Source organism: Xanthomonas sp. GPE 39, assembly GCF_000963005.1.
Lineage (GTDB): Bacteria > Pseudomonadota > Gammaproteobacteria > Xanthomonadales > Xanthomonadaceae > Xanthomonas_A.
This window is the reverse complement of record NZ_JZHZ01000007.1, coordinates 544412-570200: the sequence shown is the minus strand read 5'-3', so window position 1 is coordinate 570200 and position 25789 is coordinate 544412. Positions and strand designations below refer to the sequence as shown.

The 25789-nt window shown below is 63.5% G+C and carries 23 protein-coding genes and 1 pseudogene; 11 read left to right on the top strand and 13 right to left on the bottom strand.

Translation table 11 applies throughout. The features are described from left to right. Positions 1 to 17: 17 nt before the first annotated feature. The 4 genes from XALGPE39_RS02285 to XALGPE39_RS02270 all read left to right on the top strand — a co-directional run bounded on the left by XALGPE39_RS02285 (position 18) and on the right by XALGPE39_RS02270 (position 5805). Positions 18 to 905: a YihY/virulence factor BrkB family protein gene (locus XALGPE39_RS02285; RefSeq protein ID WP_045728907.1), complete on the top strand. Its 888-nt coding sequence runs from the start codon at positions 18 to 20 to the stop codon at positions 903 to 905. Positions 906 to 988: 83 nt separating this feature from the next. Next, positions 989 to 2725, top strand: a complete 1737-nt coding sequence (gene dnaG, locus XALGPE39_RS02280) for a DNA primase (protein WP_045728906.1) — start codon at positions 989 to 991, stop codon at positions 2723 to 2725. 320 nt (positions 2726 to 3045) lie between these two features. Next, positions 3046 to 4035, top strand: a complete 990-nt coding sequence (locus XALGPE39_RS02275) for a bile acid:sodium symporter family protein (protein WP_045726815.1) — start codon at positions 3046 to 3048, stop codon at positions 4033 to 4035. 183 nt (positions 4036 to 4218) lie between these two features. After that, positions 4219 to 5805 (top strand): thioredoxin family protein, encoded by a 1587-nt coding sequence (locus XALGPE39_RS02270; protein ID WP_045726814.1) that lies wholly within the window; start codon positions 4219 to 4221, stop codon positions 5803 to 5805. Between the two features lie 45 nt (positions 5806 to 5850). Here the strand turns inward: XALGPE39_RS02270 and cyoE are convergent, their stop codons facing one another. Genes cyoE through XALGPE39_RS02250 form a run of 4 tightly spaced genes read right to left on the bottom strand, consistent with a single transcriptional unit; the run spans position 5851 to position 9283 of the window. Next, entirely contained in the window at positions 5851 to 6750 is a 900-nt protein-coding gene (cyoE, locus tag XALGPE39_RS02265) for a heme o synthase (protein WP_045726813.1), read from the bottom strand. Then, on the bottom strand, positions 6747 to 7910 hold the full coding sequence (locus XALGPE39_RS02260; protein ID WP_045726812.1) for a COX15/CtaA family protein: 1164 nt from the start codon (positions 7908 to 7910) through the stop codon (positions 6747 to 6749). The genes cyoE and XALGPE39_RS02260 overlap by 4 nt, the downstream gene beginning before the upstream one ends. 11 nt (positions 7911 to 7921) lie before the next feature. Beyond that, complete coding sequence (locus tag XALGPE39_RS02255; protein WP_045726811.1) at positions 7922 to 8497, bottom strand: hypothetical protein; 576 nt, start codon at positions 8495 to 8497, stop codon at positions 7922 to 7924. Between the two features lie 27 nt (positions 8498 to 8524). After that, complete coding sequence (locus XALGPE39_RS02250) at positions 8525 to 9283, bottom strand: SURF1 family protein (RefSeq protein WP_045726810.1); 759 nt, start codon at positions 9281 to 9283, stop codon at positions 8525 to 8527. Between the two features lie 30 nt (positions 9284 to 9313). Here XALGPE39_RS02250 and XALGPE39_RS02245 point away from each other — a divergent pair, with 30 nt between their 5' ends. After that, positions 9314 to 9532, top strand: coding sequence for a twin transmembrane helix small protein (locus tag XALGPE39_RS02245; protein ID WP_045726809.1), 219 nt, complete (start codon positions 9314 to 9316; stop codon positions 9530 to 9532). A gap of 221 nt (positions 9533 to 9753) precedes the next feature. Here the strand turns inward: XALGPE39_RS02245 and XALGPE39_RS02240 are convergent, their stop codons facing one another. The 6 genes from XALGPE39_RS02240 to XALGPE39_RS02220 are packed head-to-tail and all read right to left on the bottom strand — an operon-like array spanning position 9754 to position 14497. Beyond that, entirely contained in the window at positions 9754 to 10629 is an 876-nt protein-coding gene (locus XALGPE39_RS02240; RefSeq protein ID WP_045728905.1) for a cytochrome c oxidase subunit 3, read from the bottom strand. Between the two features lie 21 nt (positions 10630 to 10650). After that, positions 10651 to 11241, bottom strand: a complete 591-nt coding sequence (locus XALGPE39_RS02235; RefSeq protein WP_045726808.1) for a cytochrome c oxidase assembly protein — start codon at positions 11239 to 11241, stop codon at positions 10651 to 10653. Then, positions 11238 to 11369 (bottom strand): hypothetical protein, encoded by a 132-nt coding sequence (locus XALGPE39_RS16560; RefSeq protein WP_255352371.1) that lies wholly within the window; start codon positions 11367 to 11369, stop codon positions 11238 to 11240. The genes XALGPE39_RS02235 and XALGPE39_RS16560 overlap by 4 nt, the downstream gene beginning before the upstream one ends. After that, entirely contained in the window at positions 11369 to 12979 is a 1611-nt protein-coding gene (gene ctaD / locus XALGPE39_RS02230; protein ID WP_045726807.1) for a cytochrome c oxidase subunit I, read from the bottom strand. The genes XALGPE39_RS16560 and ctaD overlap by 1 nt, the downstream gene beginning before the upstream one ends. 31 nt (positions 12980 to 13010) lie before the next feature. Beyond that, positions 13011 to 14000 carry a cytochrome c oxidase subunit II gene (coxB, locus tag XALGPE39_RS02225; protein ID WP_045726806.1) on the bottom strand — a complete coding sequence of 330 codons (990 nt, stop codon included), beginning with the start codon at positions 13998 to 14000 and terminating at the stop codon, positions 13011 to 13013. Positions 14001 to 14020: 20 nt separating this feature from the next. Next, on the bottom strand, positions 14021 to 14497 hold the full coding sequence (locus tag XALGPE39_RS02220; protein ID WP_045726805.1) for a DUF2244 domain-containing protein: 477 nt from the start codon (positions 14495 to 14497) through the stop codon (positions 14021 to 14023). 214 nt (positions 14498 to 14711) lie between these two features. On the opposite strand from XALGPE39_RS02220, the gene putA reads away from it, so the two are divergent. Then, positions 14712 to 17942 (top strand): bifunctional proline dehydrogenase/L-glutamate gamma-semialdehyde dehydrogenase PutA, encoded by a 3231-nt coding sequence (gene putA / locus XALGPE39_RS02215; RefSeq protein ID WP_045726804.1) that lies wholly within the window; start codon positions 14712 to 14714, stop codon positions 17940 to 17942. Positions 17943 to 18125: 183 nt separating this feature from the next. Here putA and XALGPE39_RS02210 read toward each other — a convergent pair whose 3' ends face one another. Beyond that, a complete protein-coding gene (locus tag XALGPE39_RS02210) occupies positions 18126 to 19400 on the bottom strand; it encodes an outer membrane protein transport protein (RefSeq protein ID WP_235429855.1) in 1275 nt (424 codons plus the stop codon). A 313-nt stretch (positions 19401 to 19713) separates the two neighbouring features. Between XALGPE39_RS02210 and XALGPE39_RS02205 the strand changes: the two genes are divergently transcribed. The 3 genes from XALGPE39_RS02205 to XALGPE39_RS02195 are packed head-to-tail and all read left to right on the top strand — an operon-like array spanning position 19714 to position 21743. Then, the gene (locus tag XALGPE39_RS02205; protein ID WP_045726802.1) at positions 19714 to 20376 is read left to right on the top strand and encodes a rhomboid family intramembrane serine protease; all 663 of its coding nucleotides are present in this window, start codon (positions 19714 to 19716) and stop codon (positions 20374 to 20376) included. Positions 20377 to 20434: 58 nt separating this feature from the next. Then, complete coding sequence (locus XALGPE39_RS02200) at positions 20435 to 20755, top strand: DUF1820 family protein (protein ID WP_045726801.1); 321 nt, start codon at positions 20435 to 20437, stop codon at positions 20753 to 20755. A 4-nt stretch (positions 20756 to 20759) separates the two neighbouring features. Beyond that, a complete protein-coding gene (locus tag XALGPE39_RS02195) occupies positions 20760 to 21743 on the top strand; it encodes a D-2-hydroxyacid dehydrogenase family protein (RefSeq protein ID WP_045726800.1) in 984 nt (327 codons plus the stop codon). Positions 21744 to 21793: 50 nt separating this feature from the next. On the opposite strand, the gene XALGPE39_RS02190 is transcribed toward XALGPE39_RS02195, so the two are convergent. Next, positions 21794 to 23266, bottom strand: coding sequence for a S41 family peptidase (locus XALGPE39_RS02190; protein ID WP_045726799.1), 1473 nt, complete (start codon positions 23264 to 23266; stop codon positions 21794 to 21796). A gap of 103 nt (positions 23267 to 23369) precedes the next feature. After that, on the bottom strand, positions 23370 to 24593 hold the full coding sequence (locus XALGPE39_RS02185) for a peptidoglycan DD-metalloendopeptidase family protein (RefSeq protein WP_082061807.1): 1224 nt from the start codon (positions 24591 to 24593) through the stop codon (positions 23370 to 23372). Between the two features lie 191 nt (positions 24594 to 24784). Between XALGPE39_RS02185 and XALGPE39_RS02180 the strand changes: the two genes are divergently transcribed. Both XALGPE39_RS02180 and XALGPE39_RS16350 read left to right on the top strand, forming a co-directional pair. Next, positions 24785 to 25447, top strand: coding sequence for a hypothetical protein (locus XALGPE39_RS02180; protein ID WP_045726798.1), 663 nt, complete (start codon positions 24785 to 24787; stop codon positions 25445 to 25447). A gap of 42 nt (positions 25448 to 25489) precedes the next feature. Further along, positions 25490 to 25699, top strand: a pseudogene (locus XALGPE39_RS16350) (methylglyoxal synthase); the annotation flags it as partial. Positions 25700 to 25789: the final 90 nt, after the last annotated feature.

Genomic DNA, 25789 nt, shown 5'->3' with positions numbered 1-25789 from the left:
CCGAAGATCCTGCGCCCATGTCCCTATCATCCGCACGCCTGCATACGCATCTGGACCGCCTGCAGCAAAGCCTGCCGGCGGCACTGGCGCGGCGCTTCGCCGAGATCGACCTGATGACCCAGGCCGCCTCGCTGTCCTTCTACGCGCTGCTGTCGCTGGCGCCGCTGCTCGTACTGCTGCTGTGGCTGACCGCCTCGCTATATCCGCAAGCGCAGCAAACGCTGATCGCGCAGATTGGGCAACTGGCCGGGAACGGCGCACGCGAGGTCGCACAGACGGTGATCGACAACGCCAAGAACCAGCCCAGCATCGGCTCGCTGGCCGGACTATGGAGCACCTTATTGCTGTTCGTCGGCGCCACGGCGGTATTCGCGCAACTGCAAAATGCGCTGAATCTGATCTTCCGCACCGACAAGCAGCAGCTCGACGGCCTGCTGCCATGGCTGAAGAAACGCGTGTTCTCTTTCGGCGTGGTCTTCGCGCTGGGTTTCCTGCTGTTGATTTCGATGATCCTGACCACGGTGCTGCAGGTCGCCTTCGCACGAATGCCATCACTGCTGCCGGCGGTGGGCTACGCCTCCACGTTGGCGATCTACGTGCTGGCCTTCGCCGTGCTCTACCACTACCTGCCAGACCGGCGCGTGGCGTGGCGGCAGGCAATCATCGGCGGCGCCATCACCGCCTGTCTTTTCGTGATTGGGCGCTATGCGATCGGCGTGTACATCGCCACCGCCGCGCCGGGCAGCGCCTACGGCTCCATGGGTGCGCCCGTGATCCTGCTGGTGTGGATCTATTACGCCACGGTGGTGTTCTTCGTGGGCGCGCTGATCACCGCCGTGATCGACGAGCGCCAGGCGCGCCACGCCCGCTCCACCGCGCCGGAATCGACCCACCCAGCGCCATAAGCGCAGTGCCACCGCACTGAATCGGTCGCGCCGCGCAGCACCGGACCCGTGGCGAGGACACGCACGCGTGGCATCCTATGCCGATGGCCCGCATCCCCGACGCATTCATCGACGATCTGCTCGCACGCACCGACATCGTCGAGGTGATCGGCACGCGCGTGCCACTGAAGCGCCAAGGCAAGGAGTACGCGGCGCGCTGCCCGTTCCACGACGAGCGCTCGGCCTCGTTCACGGTCTCTCCGACCAAACAGTTCTATCACTGCTTCGGCTGCGGTGCGCACGGCACCGCGATCAGCTTCCTGATCAACTACGACCGCCTCGAATTTCTCGACGCGGTGGACGAGCTGGCCAAGCGCGCCGGAATGGAAGTGCCGCGCGACGCGCAACAACGCGGCGCCGCACAAGCGGCTGGCGAAGACCATCGCGACCTGTACTCGGCGCTGGAAGCGGCGACGAAATTCTTCCAACGCCAACTCGACACCAGCGACAAAGCACGCAGCTATCTGGATGGTCGTGGCGTGGATGCGGAGAACCGCGCACGCTTCCAGATCGGCTATGCGCCAGACGGCTACAGCGCGCTCAAGGATGCGCTAGGCACCGACGAGCGTCGGCATAAGTTGCTCGACCGCGCCGGATTGTTCTCCAAAAACGACCGCGGCCACATCTACGACAAGTTCCGCGACCGGGTGATGTTCCCGATCTTCGACCGCCGTGGACGGGTAATCGCCTTCGGCGGCCGCGTTCTGGACAAGGACGATGGCCCCAAATACCTGAACTCGCCGGAGACCGCGCTATTCCACAAGGGACGCGAGCTGTACGGGCTGTGGCAGGTGCGCCAAAGCAACCAGAAGATCGAGCGGCTGATCGTAGTCGAGGGTTACATGGATGTCGTCTCGCTGTTCCAGTTCGGCGTGACCCAAGCGGTGGCGACACTGGGCACGGCCACCACGCCGGAGCATGCCGAACTGCTGTTCCGCAATGCGCCGGACGTGTTCTTCTGCTTCGACGGCGACGCCGCCGGGCGCCGCGCTGGCTGGAAGGCGCTGGAATCGGTCCTGCCGCGAATGAAGGACGGACGCCAGGCATTTTTCCTGTTCCTGCCCGATGGCGAGGACCCGGACACCATCGTGCGCAAGGAAGGCGCGGCGGCATTCGACACGCGCCTTGCCCAGGCCACGCCGCTGTCGCAATTCTTCTTCGACGAACTTTCCCGCGAGATCAACCTGAGCACACTCGACGGTAAGGCGCGTCTGGCCGAGCGCGCGCGACCGATGCTGGCGCAGATTCCCGACGGCGCGTTCGGCGACCTGATGCGCCAGCGCCTGACCGAACTCACCGGCATCGGCGCGGCCGCACCCGTCACCACATCAGCGAACAGAAGCCCAGTGCGGCCCGTGCAGTCGGCGCACAAACGCAGCCTGGTCCGCGAGGCAATCGCACGTTTGCTGCAAATGCCGGCGCTGGCGCTGGAATTGCCACCACCCTATCCGTTCGCCGGCCTGCGCCTACCCGGCATCGAATTACTCATCGAACTATTGCAGATCGTACATACGCGGCCAGAAATCACCACTGGCGCGCTACTGGAACACTTCCACGAACGCGAAGAACTGGCCGCACTGCAGAAACTGGTGATGCAGGAGATTCCCGGCGATAGCGCGAGCTGGCGTCAAGAGTTACTCGACGTGATGGCGCAACTGGAGAAACAGACTTTGCAACAACGCCTGGACGAACTACAGGCCAAGCAACGCGCGCAAGGACTGGACGAAACCGATAAGTACGAACTGCGCGAACTACTGAAGGTGCTTGCGACGTTGCGCTGAGCGCTGCCCTGCGGATGCGCAAAGCCGAGCCAGAGGATGCGAAATCCGGATTGGGGCATGTGATCGACGCACGACGCACGACGCACGTTGAAGTGAGCGCAAAACCAGTCGCAATGGATTGAAACAAGCCATTGCAACAAGCCTGCATCGCCGAGGTCATGACAGCGTCTCACCGAACATTGCCGACACCTTCACTCGGTGAATTGGACCGAAAAAGCGTTGCAACGATAGATTTGCTCGTTGCCAACGCCGCACGTCCTGGATTGGCCTGCACCAACTGCATTTCCTACAATACAGACTGCATCGCACCATCCCATCGCATGATCAGCTCCTGGCTCGCCCGCCTGCGCATCGACCCCTTCACCGTGGCACTGTTGTGCACGGTGTCGCTCGCCTCGCTACTGCCGGTCTACGGGCCTGCGGCGGGAGTCATGGACGTGGTCACCGACCTGGCCATCGCCGCACTGTTCTTCCTGCACGGTGCACGGCTGTCGCGTGAGGCCATCCTGTCTGGCGCGCTGCACTGGCGCCTGCATCTGACCATCTTCGCCGCCACCTTCATTCTGTTTCCGCTGCTGGGCTTGCTGTTCAAACCCCTGGCGCACGTCCTGTTGACCCCTGAGTTGTACATTGGCGCGCTGTTCCTGTGTGCGCTGCCATCCACGGTACAGTCGTCGATCGCGTTCACCTCGATGGCTGGCGGCAACGTATCGGCCGCCGTGTGCAGCGCCTCGCTGTCGAGCCTGCTTGGCGTGTTTCTGACCCCGTTGCTGATGGGCCTGCTGGCCGGCGCACAGAGCGCCATGGCCAATCCGCTGGAAGCGATGGGCAAGATCATGCTGCAGTTATTGGTGCCGTTCGTCGCCGGTCATCTGTTGCGGCCATGGATCGGCGCCTGGGTCGATCGCCGCCGCGCGCTGCTGCGCTACACCGACCAGGGTACGATTCTGCTGGTGGTGTACACCGCATTCAGTGCGGCGGTGATCGAAGGTTTATGGCGTAAAACGCCGCTGCCGGCACTGCTCGGTGTGGCGGTCACCGGAGCCTTATTGCTGGCGCTGGCGATGTTGCTGATCACATTCGCTGCGCGGCGACTGGGTTTTTCCCGCGAGGACGAAATTTCGATCGTGTTCTGCGGCTCCAAGAAGAGTCTGGCCACTGGCGTGCCGATGGCCAAGGTACTGTTCGCCAGTGGCAGCCTCGGCGCGATCGTGCTGCCGGTGATGCTTTACCACCAGATCCAGTTGATCGTCTGCGCGGTGATCGCGCAACGCTATGCACGCGCGGCAAAGATGACACGCACGCAGTAAGCGGATGCGCCGCATCCGTGGCGCGGATCCAGCCGATGGCGCACACAGCCAACGATACCGTGATCGCGAGCACAACCAAAGTGGCATCAGCACAGATGCAAACGTGATGTGCCACAGCAGCGGTCACTGGGTAAAGTAGGAGGCCGCCCCAGTCGCGCCACCCTCCCCCTACCGGTGCCTCATATGAGCCGTATGCTCCGCCGTTCCGCCATGCTTTCCTCCAGTCTGGCCACGTTGCTGGCCCTGAGCGCCTGTGAAAAACCACCCGCTCCCGCAACGCCCAAGGCCACTGCGCCAGCCCCCGCAAAAGACAATACCGGCATCGCATGGCACGAAGGCGACCTCGACGATGCCTTCGCCGAAGCCCGTGAACAAAACAAACCGCTGCTGCTCTACTGGGGCGCGGTGTGGTGCCCACCCTGCAATCGGCTCAAGGCCACGCTGTTCAAGGACCCGGCCTTCATCGCACGTACTCGCGCCTTCGTCGCGGTGCATCTGGATGGCGACTTGGAAAGTGCGCAAGCCTGGGGCGAGCGCTTCGGTATCAAGGGCTATCCGACCATCATCGTGTTGGCTCCGGACCGTAGCGAAATCACCCGTCTGGCCGGCGACAGCGACACCGCCCATCTGGCCGAAGCGCTGCGCGTGGCCGCAAACCGCACCTCCAGCTCGGCGCAATTACTGCAGCAAGCCCTGAAAGAACCAGCCACGCTCAGCAACGACGACTGGACCATACTCAGCCAATACGACTGGAGCTTAGATGGCGCGCATTTGATCAAGTCCGAACACACTGCTGACGTGCTCGCACGCCTGGCTGCCGCCGCGCCACAGCCTGCACTGCAACGCCGCTTCGCGTTGTTGGCGCTGAGCATGAACGCAACCGACACCTCGCCGACACCCAAACAGCGCGCGACCAATCGCGCCCTACTGCAGGCCGTCGTGTCCGATCCTGCCGAAGTCCGCGCCAACCTCAGCACACTGACCGAATCGGCACACGAACTGATACAAGCCGGAGCGGCGAATGCAAGCGAGCGCGCCACGTTGTCCAACGCGCTGACACAGGCACTGGACAAGGTCTACACCGACAGTCGCTTACCGATCAGTGATCGCCTGGAAACTGTCTATGCCGACATCGCACTGGCGCGGCTGGCACAGGGGCAGCCGGCGGACCCAGGCCCGACGGCGCCTGCTCCTCCGCCACTGCCGGCTGCCGTGGTGGAAAAAATACGACAACGCGTGCACTGGGCCGAACAGGCTGCACACAGCGATGCCGAACGCCAGTCCACGATCAGCATGGTCGCCGACCTGCTCGATACCATCGGCGACAAAGCCGGCAGCGAACAGTTGCTGCTAGCCGAACTCGGGCGCAGCAAGACGCCTTACTACTACATGCCCAAATTGGCCGGTCTGGCCGAGGAGCGCGGCGACAAGCAAACCGCGCTGTATTGGCTGAAAAAGACACGCGACAGCGTCCAGAGTCCATCCCTGCGCTTGAATTCCGATACACGTTACGTCAATGGCTTGATCCGCCTGCAACCGGACAACGCAGCCGCCATCGAGAACGCCACAGCGCAAATGATCGCCGAACTGGCTCACCAGCCCGACGACTACCTTCAGCGCCACCGGCAACGCTTCGACACCCTGGGCAAGAAGCTGAAAGACTGGAGCAAGCAACACAACGGCAACGCCGTGCTGGCACGCCTGCAGCAGAAAATGCAGCAAAACTGCAGCAAACAGGAACGCGACAATTGCCCACACTGGCTGAGCTGAGCTGAGCCGCAGTCGCGATGGACGCGGCGCCGACGGCGCCGCCTCCTAGCCCGGCAACACCCAGTGATCGACCAGCAAGAATGCAAACAACGCCATCAGGTACACGATGGAGTAGCCGAACATGCGCATCGAAAACATTTCGTCTGGCGGGTCGAGCATGCGCCAGGCGTACCAGAGAAACACCGCATCCAGCACCAGGGTGCCGCCGAGATAAAACACACCACTCATCCCCACGACCACCGGCAGCAACGTCGCCACGACCAGCAGCAGCGTGTACAGCAGAATCTGCTTGCGCGTGTGCGCCACACCATGGGTGATGGGTAACATCGGAATCGCCGCTTTGGCGTAATCGGCGCGACGGAAGATCGCCAACGCCCAGAAATGCGGCGGCGTCCATACGAAGATGATCAACACCAGCAACGAGGCGTAGGCCCAGTCCCACTGCCCCTGCATGCCGGTGATCGCGGCCCAGCCCAGCAACGGCGGCGCCGCGCCGGCCAGGCCACCGATGACGATGTTCTGCGGCGTGGTGCGCTTCAGGAACACCGTATAGACCACCGCATAGCCAATCAACGAAGCGAAGGTCAATACCGCGGTGATGACGTTGACCCACACCACCAATACCGTCATCGACAGCGTGGTGAGCAACGTGGCGAACAACAGCACCTGCCACGGCAACACCTTGCCCACCACCAACGGACGCCAGGAAGTGCGGGCCATCTGCGCATCGATGCGCGCATCCAACAACTGGTTGATTGCCGCCGCCGCCGAAGCAGCCAACCAGATACCAAAGAAACCGAGTAACCCGGTGCGTACCTGTGTCCAGGTCGGCAGACCCGGGATCGCCAGACACATACCGACCAGCGCGGTGAACACGATCAGCGCCACCACCTTGGGTTTGGTCAGATCCCAGTAATCGCGCCAGTAGACGCCACGCGCACTCATTGCGGCGCTCGCAGCCGTGCCAGCAACGACACCAGCACGAACAACAACGCCACCGCCCCGGCGTTGTGCAACACCGCCACGGGCAACGGCAACGCCAACTTAACATTGAGAATGCCAAGACCGATCTGAGCAACCAACAACGCCAGCAACGCCACCACCCAGCTGCGCATGCCCGGCGAGCGGCTCAAGCGCCAGCCCAGCCAGAGCAGATAAGCGGCGACGCCCATCGCCATCATCCGGTGCGCCATCTGGATCGCGATGCGCGCCGCGCCGTCGAGGACACCGCCTTCGTAGTCCACGCCGATGGCGCGCCATAAGGTGAAACCGGCGCGGAAATCGTGCGGCGGCCACCACTGGCTGACGCAGCGCGGAAAATTGTCTGGCGACCAACTACCGCCACCGCAGGCCAATGCCGCGTAGTTGGCGCTGACCCACCCGCCCAGCGCGATCTGCACCAGCAACAGCGCCACACCGATACGCAACAACCACTGCAACTGGGTCGCATCGGCCAGGGTGATCGGCAAGTGCGTGGCACGCCAGGCCATCCACACCAGCAACGAAAAAAGCGTCAACGCGCCCAGCAAATGCCCCATCACCACGATCGGCTTGAGCAGCATGGTGACCGTCCACATGCCCAACAACGCCTGGAAAATCACCACCGTCAGGGCCAGCACCGCCACGCGGGCGAGATCGGCATTGGACCAGCGCCACGCTGCCAGCAACAGTATCCCCTCCGCGCTCACCGCCAAGAGCATCGCCAGTGCCGGCCAGCCGGACATATACAGCGGGATCGACAGCGCTACCAGCAGCGCCGCAGCGAGGATCCGGGCAATCCCCAGCCGACGCCGGCGCGCCGCCAGCAGCGACAACACCAACACCTCCACCCCCAGCGCACCGGCGAGAAAACGGTGTATCTGCTCACGCCAGACTTTGCGCGTCTCCAGCGGACGGATCTTGCTGGCCGTGTGGGTGTTGGCTTCGGCACTGGTCTGCGGCCAAGTCACCCGACCGTAGCAGGTCGGCCAGTCCGGGCAGCTCATGCCCGCATCGGACAGGCGCACGAACGCGCCGAACATGACGGTGCTGGCGGTGAACAGCGCCGCCAACCAAGCCATGCGGTGGAAGTGACGGAACAGCGCCGGCGGCGCGAACAAGCTCATAGGCAGGTGGCTCACAGAAGTTTCAACAGTTTCGCCAGATCGCTACGCAATCCAGCCGGGTCGAAACCAGGGGCATAGCGCAGCACGACGAAGCCATTGGGATCGATGACGTAGACCGGCACCCCTGCAGCATCATGTGCTCGCGGCAGCGCGGCCAACAGCGCCGGGTCCGCGCGCAGCACCCGCACCGGGGGTAGCGCCCGGATCCATGGCGAAGGCGTGCCGATCCACAGGATCTGCACGTGATCGGCGTCGTGGCCGAACAATTCCCAGACCTTGTCCAGCTCGCGCGCCAACGCGTCGCAGACACTGGCACATTCCGCCGGCGGCGCCAGCGCGATGCGCCACAGACGCTGCTGCGGCCGCCAGGCATAGAGGCTGCCATCGGCCAGCCGAGGTTGCAGCGCACGCAGGTCGGCCGGTGGCCTCAGCAATTCTCCATGATTGCGGCGCGCCGGCGGCTGCCAGCCGGAAAAGCGCAGCACACCAGCGGCCAGCATCGAGCCGAAAAACAGGACGAACAGCGCGACCAACGGCCAGCGGCCGCGCGCGGCCGCCTCACGCGGGATCGGAGGGGAAGCAGTCATGCCTGGGATTTTCTCATGCGCGCGCACTCAGCGCCCGCCCCGTCCCCTGTATGCCCGCCAACTGAGCAACGCGGCCGTGGCCAGCACCAGCAGCGCCAGACCGAACCACTGCACCGCGTAAGCCAGATGGCGCTCGGGCGGCAGCGTGTTCGGCAACAGGTCCAGATCGCGCGGATAGCCCAGCGGCAGGGCCGGATCCAGGCGCAGCACCTGCGACAAAATGTCGCGGCGGCCGAGCGCCACACCAATCGCCGCCGGCTCGATCCGCATCGCCAACCAGCGCTGCGGCGACGGCGCGGCGACCAGCGCCGGGCCCAATGCCAGGCCATGCGACGGTGGCGGCCCGAGCAAGCCGACCAACACGTACCGGCCTTGCAGCGCTACCGGACTCGGCAGAGCACGATCAGCAGGCAGCGGCAACCAACCCAGTTCCACCAGCACCGGGCCCGACAGGCCATCGGGCAAGAACGGCTGATATACCTTCACCCCGCTACGGCCCTGGCGTATCTGGTTGTCGAGCAGAATCTGCCCAGGCAGGAAACGGCCTGCGCCGTGCACCCAGGCCAGCCGTCCAGCTCGTCCTGTGTGCAGCGCATCGGCCAGCGCCTGCGGACGATCACGCACATGCGCCGCCTGCGCGAGTAGCGCCTGCTTCTCATACATGCGCTGGACCTGCCAACGCCCAAGGGCACAAAACCCCAACGCCAACACCAGCGCAATACTCCAGCCAAGCCACCACGGCATGCGCCGCTGCCCACTCGCACGCGAGGCAGCGACGAGAGTCATAATGCGGACACACCATGCGCCGAGATGCCCATGAACGACTCGCTGAAAACCCTGCTGATCGTCGCGTTCCTGCTGGTCATCCTATGGAACCTCGGCGCCGGTCTTTACTACTTGCTGGTGGACCGCGGCCAAAGCAAGCGCACGGTGAACGCATTGACCTGGCGCATCGGCTTGTCGGTTTGTCTGATCGTATTGGTGATCTTGGGCATCTATACCGGTGCGATCAAGCCACACGGGCTGGGGCAATAAGAGCCCCAACAGCGGCCATGCCGTGCGACACCCCATCGCGATCACGCGATGGGGTGGAAAAAAGAACGCATCTGGCAAACACAACCACCGTGCCGTAGCGGCCGTTTCGCAATGGTGTGCAGCCACGAGGCATCGCCATTGGGCAAACCCAGCTCACTAGAACATCCGCAACGTCGGTATGGCGCACATGCGCGCAAGATCGCACAAAGCGGCGCACGCGATCAAAGCACATAGACGAACAGGAACAGCGCCAACCACACCACATCGACAAAGTGCCAATACCAAGCGGCGGCTTCGAAAGCGAAATGATGATCGCGACTGAAGTGTCCGCGCGCCGCGCGCAGCCACATCACCAGCAGCATGATCGTGCCCAACAGCACGTGCGCGCCGTGGAAGCCGGTGAGCATGAAGAACGTGGAGCCATAAATACCCGACCCCAAGGTGAGATTGAGCTCTTTGTAGGCGTGGATGTATTCCTTGCCCTGGCAGTACAAGAACGTACACCCCAGCAACACGGTCAACGCCTGGAACACCAGAAGACGCGTGCGCTGCCCCGCCTTGAGCGCATGGTGGGCAATGGTCAGCGTCACCCCGGAGCTGAGCAGGATCAGCGTGTTAATCAATGGCAATCCCCAGGCCTCGATGGTCTGGAAGTGCCCACCGATCGCCCCTGGCCCGTTGGTCGGCCACGCCGCGGAATACCCATCCCACAGCAGCGCGTTGGTCATCACGCGATAGCTTTCCCCGCCCAGCGTCGGCAGGATGAAAGTCCGGGTATAGAACAGCGCGCCGAAGAACGCGCCAAAGAACATCACTTCGGAGAAGATGAACCAGACCATCCCCATCCGGAACGACACGTCGACCTGGCGGTTGTAGTGCCCGGCGATGGACTCGCGGATCACATCGCCGAACCACATGAACAGCGTCGCCAGCAACATTGCGATGCCGGCGAAGAACGTCCACTGGCCCCAGCCCGCGTCGTTGAGCCAACTGGCCACCCCAATCATCGTCACGAACATCGCGATGGAACCGATGAACGGCCAACGACTCTGGCTGGGCACGTAATAGGCGGTGGCGTCGGTGCTGGGCTGGGCCATGGCAGGCATTCCGGTCGGGAGTCAGAGCGCTGCGCGCGGGGAAGCGGCCAGTTTCGGCGATTCCAGTTCCGCGCTCAGCGCATCGTTCTTGTAGAAGGTGTAGGACAGGGTAATGGTGGTGATGTCGCGCGGCAGGTTGGGATCGACGATGAAGCGCACCGGCATGTCGCGCTTCTCTCCAGCCTGCAAGGTCTGCGCGGTGAAGCAGAAGCACTCGGTCTTGGTGAAGTAACCAGAAGCACGTGCCGGCGCCACCGACGGCACCGCGCTGCCGACGATGGCATGACCGCTCTCGTTGCGCGCGTAGTACAGCGCTTGATTGAGCTGGCCGGGGACCACCTCCATGGTGAGCTGCTCCGGATGGAACGACCATGGCAGTTTGGAATTCACCCCACCATCGAACTGCACCTTGACCGTGCGCTTGCCGACCAGCGACGTGCTCGCCTGCGAGCCGTCGCCCGGACCACGCTCCAGGCGAATGCCGAACACCTTTTCGCAGGCGATGCGGTACAACGGCACCAGCGAAAAAGTCAGCACGAACACCGCCAGCGCCACACCGACTAGCTTGAACAGTCCGGCACTACTTGGCACATGCGGTGACGGCGCGCTCATCGCCCCAGCACCCCGGAGAGGATGAAGCCGACGTAGATCGCCAGCGCGACCAAGCCGGCCACCAAGGCGGTACGCGCCGCACGTTTGCGGCGCAGGACCAACTCATCGAGCGGCGGTTGCGCAGTCATCAGTGGCCGATGTCGTCGTGGGCCAAATCGCCAGGTTTGAGCACCGGCGGCAGGGTGAAGGTATGCGCCGGGGCCGGCGATGGCACCGTCCACTCCAGGCCGCGCGCACCTTCCCACACCCGCGCCTGCGCCTGCGCGCCGTTGCGCAGCGACGCCAGCAGAATCGAGGCCATCAAAAACGGGGTGACGAACATGCCGAACGCACCAATCGAACTGACCAGGTTCCAATCCGCGAACACCACGTTGTAATCCGGAATACGCCGAGGCATACCGGCCAGGCCGAGGAAATGCTGCGGGAAAAACAGCAGATTGACGAACAGCATCGTCCACCAGAAATGGAACTTGGCCCAGCGCTCGTTGTACATGTGCCCGGTCCATTTCGGCCACCAGTAGTACACCGCCGCGATCAGCGCGAACACCGCGCCGGTGACCAACACATAGTGGAAATGCGCCACCACGAAATACGTGTCGTGGTACTGGAAGTCGGCCGGCACGATTGCCAGCATCAACCCGGAAAAACCACCGATGGTGAACAGGATGACGAACGCCACCGCCCACAGCATCGGCGACTCAAAGCTCATCGAGCCTCGCCACATGGTGCTGATCCAATTGAATACCTTCACCCCGGTGGGAATGGAGATCAGCATGGTGGCGAACATGAAGTAGATCTCACCGCCCAGCGGCATGCCCACGGTGAACATGTGGTGGGCCCAGACGATGAAACTCAGGAAGGCGATCGCCGCAATCGCATAGACCATCGCCTGGTAGCCGAACAACGGCTTGCGGCTGAAAGTCGGAATGATCTCGCTGATCACGCCGAATGCCGGCAGGATCATGATGTAGACCTCGGGATGGCCGAAGAACCAGAAAATATGCTGGTACATCACAGGGTCGCCGCCACCGGCCGCGTTGAAGAACGAGGTGCCGAAGAACTTGTCGGTCAGCAACATGGTCACCGCGCCCGCCAGCACCGGCATCACCGCGATCAGCAGGAACGCGGTAATCAGCCAAGCCCAGCAGAAAATCGGCATCTTCAGCAGATAGATGCCCGGCGCGCGCATGTTGAGCACGGTGGCGATGATGTTGATCGCGCCCATGATCGAACTGATGCCGGCCACATGGATGGCGAACACCGAGAAGGCCACGTTGTACCCTCCCTGCAGCATCAGCGGCGGGTACATCGCCCAGCCGGCGGCTGGCGCGCCACCGGGTAAAAACAGGGTCAGCAACAGCAGCGTAAATGCCACCGGCAACAGCCAGAACGACCAGTTATTCATGCGCGGCAAGGCCATGTCCGGCGCACCGATCTGCAGCGGAATCATCCAATTGGCCAGGCCGACGAAGGCCGGCATCACCCCGCCGAAAATCATCACCAGCGCATGCACGGTGGTCATCTGGTTGAAGAACTCGGGCTTGACGAACTGCAACCCCGGCTGCGCCAATTCGGCACGAATCACCACGCTCATCGCCGCACCGATGACGAACATGGTGAAGCTGAAGAGCAGATACAGCGTGCCGATGTCTTTGTGATTGGTGGAAAACAACCAACGCGCGACGAAGCTCTGCGAATGCCCGTGCTCGTCGTGGTGATCGACTGCGGAATGGGCCATGGCGGCTACCTCAGAAAGGGAAGGCTGGACATCAGGTGGCTTGCACGGTCAGGTGCGAACCGGGACGAGGACGCGGGCGCGATTGTTGCGCCTGCGGTGGCACCGTGGGCGCCGCCGTGTTGTTCGGAGTGGACGCCGCCGTAGGCGCAGTTGCTGGAGCGGCCACCGGCGCGGACGCGGGCGCTGCAACCGCAGGCGCGGGCTTGCGCGATGCCAGCCACTTGCGGAAATCCTGCTTGCTCATCGCCTCGACCACGATCGGCATGAAGCCGTGGTCCTTGCCGCAGAGGACGGCGCACTGACCGCGATACACCCCGGGGGTGTCGATGCTGGTCCAGGCTTCGTTGACGATTCCAGGAATGGCGTCCTGCTTCCAGCCCAGCGCAGGCACCCACCAGGCGTGGATCACGTCATCGGCGGTAATCAGGAAACGGACCTTGGTGTTCACTGGCAGCACCAGGCGGTTATCCACATCCAGCAGATAGTGCGGATCGTGTTCGACGGTCGGCACCGCACCGCTCTGGCGCATGCGGTCGGAACTGCGCGCCAAACGACTGGTGAAGGACACGTTCTCACCCAGGTATTCGTACCGCCACATCCACTGATAGCCGGTGATCTTCACCGTCATTTCGGCATCGCGGGTGTCGTACATCGCGATCAGCTTGGCCGTGGCCGGCCAGGCCATCACGATCAGGATCAACACCGGGATCACCGTCCATACGATCTCGGCCTTGGTGTTGTGGGTGAACTGCGCCGGCACCGCACCCTTGGACTTGCGGAAGGTGAACAGCGCATACGCCATCGCGCCGAACACCAGCACGCCAATGACCACGCACACCCACAATGCGAGCATGTGGGCATCGTAGGCATTGTGTGCGCTCTGGGTGACGCCACGGCCCATGTTGAGTTGCCACGGCTTCGGATCGGCCGCTTGCGCCCACGCCAGAGGCGCAGCCACTGCCGCCGCCAGTGTCATTCCAGCCTTAACTGTCTGTTGCACCCATCTGCCGCATTGCTTCATTGCCTAGACCCCTTAGCGTGTCATCGGTTGCGGCCAGTCGCGGCCGCCAGCAAGCCTTGCAGGGTGTGCGCCAGTTCGCGGCGCTCGTCGGGACCGAGGAACTCGCCTACCCGAACCTGCTTGCCGCTGGAAGCCAGCACCACCCTGTCGTCGCCTTCGATCCGCAACCGCACCCAATGCGGATGAGCGCGGAACGCTGGCGTTTCTGCATCTGGATGGGTCACTTCCACGCAGGCCGGACCCACCCGGATCTCCTCTTCGCGCTCGCCCACCCGCCATAACCAGCGCAGTGCAAGCGCCACCATCATGCTGTGCAACAAAGCGAATACAGGCGCGAACACATTGCCTGCGAGCCATCCAACTCCTGCCACGGCCCACATCGCCCCGGCGAGCGCAGCGAACAACAAGACGAACTGTCGGGCGTTGAGCGCCCGCGGCGGGCGCAGCCGTAGCTGCGCACCCGACCCCTCCGGAGAAAACGGAAACATTTCGATCATGTCGAACCGCGCTTCCGAACCGCCTCGCCTTTAAGTCGCGAGTACGCCTGGATGGTAGCCCTGGGCCTGCCCTGCGGCAAGCACGGGTACATCACAAAAAATGCTGCAATGCAACCAGATCGACGCGCCATGTCGCCCGGCATCGCCGCCGGACCCGCGCAGCACGCGCGGGCGCTGACATAAAATGATCGCTTCCATCCCTGGCCTTTCCCGCATGAACGCTCTGTCTGGCGCCGGCTCTGCCTCGCCGATTCCATCGGCCTCGCCTTCGCCGCTGCTCGCCCCCGAACTTCCGCCCGCCGCGCACGCTCTGCGCGCCGCGATCACCGCCGCCTGGCTGAAGGACGAAGCCGAGCACGTGCGCGAACTGCTCGAACACGCACGCCTGCCGACCGCCGAGCAGGCCAAGGTACAGGCGCTGGCCGCCGATCTGGTCACCCGCGTGCGTGCGCGTGCGCAGAATCAGGGCGCGATCGAAGCGTTCATGCGCCAATACGATCTGGGCAGCGAGGAAGGTGTGCTGCTGATGTGCGTGGCCGAGGCGCTGCTGCGCATCCCCGATCAGGACACCGCCGACAAGCTGATCCGCGACAAACTCGGTGATGCGGACTGGAAAAAGCATATGGGCGAGAGCGATTCGATCCTCGTCAATGCATCCACCTGGGGCCTGATGCTCACCGGCAAGCTGGTGCAGATCAACGACCTCACCCGTGCCGACGTGTCTGGCGCATTCAAACGCCTGATCGGCCGCGTCGGCGAGCCGGTGATCCGGCTGGCGGTGCGTCAGGCGATGAAGATCATGGGCCATCAATTCGTCATGGGTCGCACCATCGGCGAGGCGCTGGCGCGCTCGAAGAAGGGCGACAACGCCCACTACCGCTATTCCTTCGACATGCTCGGCGAAGGCGCGCTGACCATGCGCGACGCGCGGCGCTACCTGGACGCCTATCGTCAGGCAATCCACGCCATCGGCACGCATTTCGCCAAGCAACCCCAGCGCGATAGCGGCAAGGACGCGGTCTTCGCCGCGCCCAGCATCTCGATCAAACTCTCCGCGCTGTACCCGCGCTACGAGCACGCCAAGCGCGCACGGGTGATGGCCGAACTGGCACCAGGCGTACTGGAGCTGGCGCAGCTCGCAAAGTCCTACGGCATCGGCTACACCGTCGATGCCGAAGAAGCCGACCGTCTGGAATTGTCGCTGGATCTCATTGAGGCCACCTTCTCCGATCCCTCGCTGGACGGCTGGGAAGGCTACGGTCTGGCGGTACAGGCGTATCAGAAACGCACGCCGTACACGATCGATTTCCTTGCCGATCTGGCGCGCCGCGTCGGTCGTCGTATTCCGGTGCGGCTGGTCAAGGGCGCTTACTGGGACGCGGAGATCAAGCGTGCCCAAGTCGAGGGCCATCCCGGCTATCCGGTGTTCACCCGCAAGCAAAACACCGACGTGTCCTATCTGGCTTGTGCCAAGCGATTGTTCGCGCACAGTGACGCGCTGTACCCGATGTTCGCCACACACAACGCGCAGACCATCGCGGCGGTGCGCGCCATCGCCAACGGCAGGGACTACGAACACCAGAAGCTGCATGGCATGGGCGACGATCTCTACGCCGAGGTCATTCCCGCCGACCGCCTGGGCGTGCCCTGCCGGGTGTACGCGCCGGTCGGCTCGCACGAGGATTTGTTGCCGTACCTGGTGCGGCGCCTACTCGAAAACGGTGCCAATTCCAGCTTCGTCAACCGCATTACCGACGAGAACGTGGCCATCGAGGATCTGATCCGCGATCCGCTCGAAGCCGTGTCTGCGTTCGCCTCCATCCCGCATCCGAAAATTCCGCTGCCAGTCGACCTGCTGCGCAGCCAGCATCACAACAGGAAAAATTCCATGGGCGCCAACCTCGCCAACGACAACGACCTGCGTGTACTGGCCGATCAACTCAACGCCGCGCTCAAACCCTGGCACGCCGCACCGTTGGTGCCCGGCACGGTGATCGCCAGCGAAGCGTTGCCCGTGACCAACCCCGCCAACCGCCGCGAGGTCGTCGGCCGTTGGCAGCCAGCCGATGCCGCGAGCGTGGAAAAAGCGCTCGCCAATGCCGTCAACGCACAACCGGCCTGGAACCGCACTCCCGCCGCCAGCCGCGCCACCATCCTCGAACACGCCGCCGACCTGCTGGAAGCGCGCATGCCCGAGTTCATGGCGCTGTGCGTCAAGGAAGCCGGCAAGACTTTGCCCGATGGCGTGGCCGAAGTACGCGAGGCGGTGGATTTCCTGCGCTACTACGCTGGCCAGGCACGCGCCCAGTTCGGCGCGCCCGAGCGGCTGCCAGGGCCGACCGGCGAATCCAACGAACTGCAGTTGCACGGCCGCGGCGTGTTCGTATGCATCAGTCCGTGGAACTTCCCCTTGGCGATCTTCCTCGGCCAGGTCGCTGCGGCGTTGGCCGCTGGCAACAGCGTCATCGCCAAGCCCGCCGAACAGACCAATCTCGTCGGGCATGCGGCGGTGAAGTTGCTGCACGAAGCCGGGGTGCCGGAAGCCGTGGTGCAGTTCCTGCCCGGCGATGGCGCCACCGTCGGTGCCGCGCTGACTCGCGATCCGCGTGTGGCCGGGGTCGCCTTCACCGGCTCCACCGAGACCGCACGCGCGATCAACCGTGCGCTGGCCGCGCGCGAGGCCGCCATCGGCGTGCTGATCGCCGAGACCGGCGGCCAGAACGCGTTCATCGCCGATTCCTCGTCGTTGCCGGAAGCGGTGGTCAAAGATGCGATCGCCAGCGCGTTCATTTCCGCCGGCCAGCGCTGTTCTGCCGCGCGCGTGCTGTTCGTGCAGGACGACATTGCCGACAAGGTGATGACCATGCTGGCGGGCGCGATGGCCGAATTGAAGATCGGCGATCCGGGCCTGCTCTCCACCGATGTCGGCCCGGTCATCGACGCCGATGCGCTGCAACTGCTCACCGAGCACGCCGCACGCATGGACCGCGAGGCGCGCCTGATTGCCGTGGCTGGCACCGATGACAGTACCGCGCACGGTAACTTCTTTGCTCCGCGCGCCTACGAATTGCAATCGCTGGCGCAATTACAGCGCGAGGTCTTTGGCCCCGTGCTGCATGTGATCCGCTGGAAAGCCGACCAGCTCGACGCGGTGATCGACCAGATCAACGCCACCGGCTACGGCTTGACCCTCGGCGTGCACTCGCGCATCGACGAAACCATCGAGCGCATTGCCGCGCGCGTGGCGGTCGGCAACGTCTACATCAACCGCAACCAGATCGGCGCAGTGGTCGGAGTGCAACCCTTCGGTGGCCAGGGCTTATCCGGCACCGGTCCCAAAGCCGGCGGCCCGCATTACTTGCTGCGCTTTGCGACCGAGAAGGTCGTCACCGTCAACACCACCGCCGCTGGCGGCAATGCCTCGCTGCTGACACTGGGCGATTGAATGCTGCGCGAGCAGCACGGATCACGCAGCGCACCAACCGGAGCCTGCGTCTGAGCCCTCGCCATCTGTCTTACACACGGCGCTGAGCGTGGAGCGCTGGAGCACCCCACGACGCCAGGGACGACGGCACAAAAAAAGCCCCGCAGAAGCGGGGCTTTTTCATCGTTGCTGTAGCAGTTGCGATCAGAACTTATAGTTGAACGAGGCCGCCAGCACGTTGGCGTTCACGTCGTAATGACCGACCAGCGTACTCCCTGTCGCACTGGTGGTGGCGATTTTCGGATCGTTGATGAACAGATGGGTATAGCCAACGCTGTACTCCACATGCTCGAACGGCCTCCAGCTCAGACCCAGCGAAGCCCACTTGCGGCTTGCGTCCGGCACGCGCACATCGCGGTGCTGATCGGTGGTCGGGGTTTCGTCGTAAGCCACGCCGCCGCGCAGGGTCAATGTGTCGCTCATGCGGTATTCGGTACCCAGCGAGACAGCGGTGGTATCGCGGTAGTCGAACGTCAGCGTGTTTGCAGGCTGATTGGAAGCGAAGTCAACCGTGATCTTGTCGAACTTTTTCCAAGCGGTGCGGGTGACATCGGCCATCACCGTCCACTGCTCGTTGAAGTTGTGGGTGAAGCTGGCGGTGGCACTGGCAGGCAGCTTGACCGTGGCGCGGCCCTTGGTGTCGACAAAGGTACCCGGCGCGGCAACGGCCAGCACAGTGGCGGCACTGCCCCAGACGGTGAAATCGACGTCACCATTGGTGATCTTGTGCTCTACCTGCGAACGATAGCTGAAGCCGATATGGGTGTTCTCATCGACGCTGAACAAGCCACCCAGGGTGAAGCCGACCGCAGTGTTATCGCCCTTGATACGCGAGAAGCCATCGGCGCTGCCGGGCGCGAAACCCGGCACGCGGCGTGCGGCTAAGATGCTGCCGAAATCGACCGCATTGCTCAGTTCCATATTCAGGCGCTCGGCAAACACAGAGGCGCCGAAGGAGACATATGGATTGATGTCGTAGGAGAAGGCGGCGTTCAAGTCGATCGTGCGCATTTCGGTCTTGACGCCGTTGTAGCGGCCAAACCAATCGCGGTCGTACTGGGTCTTGAAACCGAATGGCGCAGTCAGCGATGCGCCGAAATGTATGTTGTTTTCTGCGCCGAACGGCATGTGGAAATAGACCGCCGGAACCGGCGCGATCATGCCGGCGTCGCCGCCGTTACCACCGGAGATCGGCGCGCCGTTGGCATAAGTCGCGCCGTTGCCACGGTACTTGGCGGAAAATTGAATCGCGCTGATATCAGCCTGGAACACCGTGCCATCGAGTTGGCGCATGCCCGCCGGATTGACGGCGATGATGGAAGCGTCGCCCGGCGCACTCCCAGCACCGGCGAAGGCACGACCAAGTCCCTTTGCACTGTTTTCCTTGAGTTGGAAGGCGGCGCCATGCGCCTGACCCATGGTCAGTGCACCGACGATAGCCGCGGCCAGGGCCGTGAAACGGACGAACTGGGTTGCGTTTTGCATGGTTCTTCTCTCCGGACAAAGGGACATCTGTGTTCGCACCTGCACATTGCCGGCCTGAGAAGTCGAAGATGTATCCCGGAATCCTGTCCTGACATACGGCGCGGCATGCGGCATGACGTCTTGCGTTAACTCAACTATAACAATATTCAGCATAAACAATTTGCTGTGTTCAGGTTCGTATGGAGCGCGCCTAGGTCCTGCCGCATGAAGCCGGTATCTTTGCCATCCGAGGCTTTCCGGTATTCGCATGTTCGTTTCCATCCCCACCCGCGAACGGACCAAGCTGCGCTGGGCCGCGCCGTTGCTGTTGGCATCGATATGGCTCGCCTTCCTGTGGTCCACCAATCTCCCCAATGAAACACGCGCCACGTTGTGGCTGGACTGGGGGGCGTTGTCGGTCGGCACAAGCCCACGCGACTGGCTTGCGCCCCTGCATGACGGCAGCGTGCTGCGCCTGTTCACCGCACTGTTTCTGCATGCCGATTGGTCGCACCTGCTCGGCAACTTGGTGTTCCTGCTGATTTTCGGCCTGCCCGCCGAACGTGTGCTGGGCCCGTGGCGCTTCCTGCTGCTGTTCCTGAGCGGTGGTGCGATCTCCAACCTGGCCGCCATGTTCGCGATCGACACCCCTGATCGCGTCATCATCGGTGCCAGCGGCGCGGTCTCGGCCTTGATCGGCACCTATCTGGCACTGTTCCCGCGCGCCAAACTCGGCGTGGTCCTGCCTCTGGGGCTGTTCCTGGAGTTCGTCCGTGCTCCGGCAGCGTTACTGATCGGCACCTGGGTCGCATTGCAGGTCGTGTTCGCCTACATCGGCCCAGCATTCGGCATGGTGGCGTGGTCGGCACACTTGACCGGCTTCGCCTTCGGCATCGGTTACGGGTTGTACGTGCGCGCTACGCTTGGATAGGCGCAACCTCGTTTGATTCTGAGCCACGTCCGACGACAGCGCGTCTTATACTTCGAGCATGTTCAAACATCTCTACAAAGTGATCTTCCTCAACCACGGCAAGGTCTACGAACTGTATGCGCAACACGTCGGCAGCAGCCATCTGTGGGGGTTCACCGAGATCGGCGCGCTGGTGTTCGATCTGCACGATGGCGTGGTGATCGATCCCACCGAGGAACGCCTGCGCGAAGAGTTCGGCAACACCCAAACGTTGCACCTGCCGATGCAGAGCATCGTGCGGATCGAACAGGTGGAAAAGAAGGGCCCGTCGGCGATCCGCGAAGCTGCCACCGGCGAGAAGGTGGTCACACCATTCCCGATGCCCGGCAAACCCCGCTGAGCCAATGCGCATTCTGATCGCCGACGATTATCAGGATGCGGTAAGACACCTGCCCTGCTTCCGTCGGCTGCAAGGGCATCGCGTGCAGATACTGACCGCGCCGTCGCCCGATCCAGAGACCCTCATTCGCCACGCTGCCGAGGCCGAGGTGCTGGTGCTGATCCGCGAGCGCACCCACATCGATGCCACGCTGCTGGCGCGGTTGCCGGCGCTGCGCCTGATCAGCCAGACCGGCAGGATCGGCGAGCACATCGACTTGGCCGCGTGCACCGCACGCGGCATCGCTGTGGCCGAAGGTGTCGGTTCACCGGTGGCGCCGGCAGAGTTGACCTGGGCACTCCTGATGGCGGCCAGCCGGCGCCTACCGGCGTACCGCGACGCGTTGCTGACTGGGCATTGGCAGGCCACCGGCACTGCGGAACTGGGACGCCGCCTGGAAGGACTGACCCTGGGCGTGTGGAGCTACGGCAAGATCGGTCGCCGCGTCGCCGCTTATGGCCGCGCATTCGGCATGCGCGTGCAGGTCTGGGGTAGCGAGGATACCTGCGCGCATGCACGCGCCGACGGTTTCGAGATCGCCGCAAGCCGCGCCGCCCTGTTCGCCGACAGCGACGTGCTCAGCCTGCACCGTCGCCTGGTCGCGGCCACCCGCCACCAAATCGTGCTGGACGATCTGCTGCGCATGAAGCCCGATGCGCTGTTGGTCAATACCAGCCGTGCCGAGCTGCTCGCCCCCGGCGCACTGCAAGCGGCGCTGGCTGCCGGACGCCCCGGCCAGGCAGCGCTGGACGTATTCGAACAGGAACCGCTGCTGGACCCGCAGCACCCGCTGCTACGGCATCCGCAGGTACTGGCGACACCGCACCTGGGCTACGTCGAGCAGGCCAGCTACGAACTGTACTTCGGCGCTGCCTTCGACAACGTGCTGGCCTTCGCCGCCGGCACGCCACAGCATCTGGCCAATCCCGAGGTGCTGACGCTGGGCTAAATTCGGCAGAGACACCGACGCCAGCGGGATGGCTACGCAGCGCCGCTGGCTCAGGAACCGGGCGTCGCCGCTGCCGGCTCAGGTTTTTCCGGTTTGGCCTTGCCGGGCGCAGGCGTCTGCGGCGTCGACTTGGTCGAGGGTGTCCCCGGTTTGTGCATCGGTACTGCGGTCGGCTTGGCTTTCGGCTTGACCGGCTTGGCGGCGGCGGCCCTGGCCACCGCGCCGGGCTGTTTCAGTTCGGCAAGCGCCTGCGCGATCGGTGCATCGCCCGGCAGCGGGTCGCCGGCGCTGTACCCCTCGGCGCCCTCGTCGTCGCCGCGTAGATGACCCGGCAATGTGGCTTCGCTGTAGTCCGCAATCGCCGCTGGCTTGTCCGCATCCTCCGCCTCGCCCTCAGGGTGCAACACCACGTCGGGGACGATGCCGCTGGCCTGAATCGACTTGCCGCTGGGCGTGTAATAGCGCGCCGTGGTCAGCTTGACCGAATCGCCGTTGTCCAGCGGCAGCACAGTCTGCACCGAGCCCTTGCCGAAGGTACGGCTGCCGACGATACGCGCGCGCTTGTTGTCGCGCAGCGCGCCAGCGAGCACTTCCGAGGCGCTCGCCGATCCAGCATCCACCAGCACCACCATCGGCGCACCGTTGAGCAAATCGCCTGGGGTGGCATCGAACTTGGAATCGCTGACCGAGATACGCCCGCGCGTGCTGACGATGTTCCCCTTGTCGAGCAGGTCGTCGGCCACCTGCACCGCCGCGGTCAGCAATCCGCCGGGATTGCTGCGCAGATCAAGCACCAGGCCGCGCAGCTTGCCGCCGGCCTTGGCAAGCAACTGCTGCAACTGCTTGCGAAAATCCGCGCCGGTATCGGCCTGGAAGGTGCTGATGCGGATGTAGCCGTAGCCAGGCTCCAGCATGCGGCTACGTACACTGGCCACACGGATGGTCTGCCGGGTCAGCGTGACGTCGAAGGGTTTATTGATCTTGTCGCGTTCGATGGTCAACACCACCTTGCTGCCTGGCTTGCCACGCAGCGGTTCCATCGCCTTGACCGCACTGATCGGCTTGCCGTCGATGGCGATGATGATATCGCCCGAGCGCAGGCCTGCACGCGCGGCCGGGGTGTCATCGATCGGCGACACCACCTTGAGGGTGTTGTCCGGCAACTGCAGCAATTCCACGCCAATGCCATCGTAGGCACCGCTGGTCTGCTCATCGAAGGCTTCGGCGTCTTCCTTGCTGAAATAGGTACTGTGCGGATCGAGATCGAGCAACAGGCCACGGATCGCAGACTGCATCAGTTTTTTGTCGTCGACAGGATCGACGTAGGCTTCCTTCACCGCGTTATAGACCGCGACATAGCGACGGATTTCGTCCAGCGGCACTTTCGACGTGGCCGACTCGGTTGCATCCGGATCATCGGCGCTGGCCGCAGGTGCCGTGGATGTCTGCGTGGCGGCATGCTGCGCCATCAGCGGCAGCGGCGCCAGCGCAAGCAACAAGGCAACGGACAGGACTACGCGCATGAAGCACTCCGATTGGGGAAGGCCTGCGCCATCGATGACACAGTTGGCACGATTATGCGCGAAATCACCCTAAACACGCGTTGACCGCACAGCGACGCTGTATTCAGCGTCGCTGCAGCCACGACGCCGGATCCACCGGCTGGCCGTTGTGACGCAATTCGAAGTACAACGCCGGGCGGCCCTGACCGCCGGAGTTACCGACCTTGGCCACCGGATCCCCGCGTTTGACCCGGTCGCCCGCATCGCGCAGCAAGGTATCGTTGTGCGCGTACAGGCTCATGTAGCCGTTGCCATGGTCCACGATCAGGATCATGCCGTAACCGGTCATCCACTCGGAGAACACCACCGTCCCGTCGGCCACCGCAGTGATGGTGCTGCCGGCTGGCGCAGCGATCAGCACACCGTTGCTGGTACGCCCATCGGGCAGCCGACCGCCGTAACGCGCGAGTAAATCGCCAGACAACGGCCAGCCGAGCCCGCCAACCTTCAACGGTGGTCCCGAGGCCGCCAACTTAGGTGGGACCTTGCCGCCAGCGTGTGGGTTATTGCCAGCCCTGGCCTGCGCGGCCTGTTCGGCGGCGGCACGTTTGGCCGCGGCACGCCGCTCGGCCTCGGCACGCGCGGCAGCCGCGCGCAGATTGGCCAGCAAGGTTTCCAGGGCCTTCGCGTCCTGACCAAGCGCTTTTTCGCGTTCGCTACGATCCTGATACCGCTGATCAAGTTCCGACACCACGCTAGCGCGCTGCTTGCGGTCACGCTGCAATGCGGCCGCCTGCTCTTGCTGACGACGCTGCGCTTCGCTCAACTGCTGCCGCTGCTGCGCGACATCGCGCTGTACCTGTTCGAGGGCCTGCAGTTCATGGGTCAAGCTGGCGATGCGTTGCGCGCGTTCGCGCTGCAGATAACGGTGATAGGTCAGTAGCCGATTGGCATCGGCCACGCGATCCTGCGCCAGCAAGAGTTTCAAAGGTGCATTGTCACCGATGGCATAGGCGGCCCGTAGCCATTGCGCCAATTCGGCGTGCTGGCGGGTCAATCTGGCGCGCAATGCATCGCGTTTGTGCTCCAGTTCGGCCAGGGTCTGCTGATGCTGACGCAGTGCCTGCTGGGTCTGTGCCAGGCTGCGTCCGGTAGCGGCGACTTTTTCGTCGGCATCGCGCAATTGTCGCGCGGCGTCGCCGCGCTTGCCCTCCAACTGATGACGCTCCTCGGCTACGCTCTTCAGCTCGCCACGCACTTTCTCCAAGCGACGCTCGGCGTCACGCGGGTTCTGTGCGGCAGCCAGGCCTGCAGTTAGCCACAACAGCGCCATCGCCACGACAGGCATGAACTTGCGTGACTGCAGCCAGACACACCGATGCGTCGCGCCAGACAGGGCGGAACGCGAGAGAACGGAGCTGGCAGCGGACAAGGGCAGATCCAATGACTTCAGGCAGGTGTGGATTGTAGCGAAGCGTGTTGTGATCGCCCCACGATGACTCGCAACCGGATGGCCGGTGTTAGGGGAGGTGGAAAATAATGAAACCGATGCATCTGGCCGTGCTGTTGGTCATTGCCCTCACCGCCGATTCCGCGCTGGCGGCCGAGGACATCAGCAAGGTCAACGGCAGCATCAAGGCCATTGCCGGCAAGCAATATGGAAACCTAGCCATCGTCAACGGCAACATCAGTGTCGAGTCCGGCGCACGCGTGGGCAGCGTGGAGACGGTCAACGGCAATATCAGCGTCGCCGACAATGCCCAGACCAGCGGCTTGTCCACAGTCAACGGCAACATCAACATTGACAAACGCGCGCAGATCGATGGCTCGATCAAAACCGTCAACGGCGGTATCTTTGTCAATCGCGGAGGACACGTCGACGGCGCGATCGAGAGCGTCAACGGCAGTATCGGCGTGATTGCCATGCAGTTGGATCGCGGCATCGAGACGGTCAACGGCGACGTCACCGTGGGCCATGACGCGCATCTGGGCGGCGGGATCACGATCAACAAGCCAAGCTTCAGCATGTCATTCAACCCGACACGCACACCACGCGTCATCGTTGGGCCACATGCGGTAATCGACGGTCCGCTGCGATTCGAACGCAAAGTCACACTGTACGTCCATCGTAGTGCCAAGACCGGGCCGATCAGCGGCGCCATCGCACAGTCATTCGATACCGACATCGCGCCGGGCAATTGAGCCGGACGCTCAGTCTCACGCCAACATCTCCCAAAGCGGTCAGACGCGCAAATAGCCTCTAGCGTGTTGTCAGGAGTTTGCCAGCGGGCGTTATTTTTTGAGGATGCGCATGTTGCGCGTCAGCACGAGGCAGACATCCAGTTACTGGAGCGTGCGGTGTCGACGGTGAGTGATGTTGCGGTGTGCATGAGCTCGCCGTTGGTTGCTCGACGCTGGGCGGCGGCGGCGTTGCAGCGTGGGGTTGTCGGTTGAGGGGGATGTTTGTTTTTTGGGCAATAAAAAATCCCCGTCCTGTTGGGACGGGGATTTGGGGTAAAGCCCCTGGCGATGACCTACTCTCGC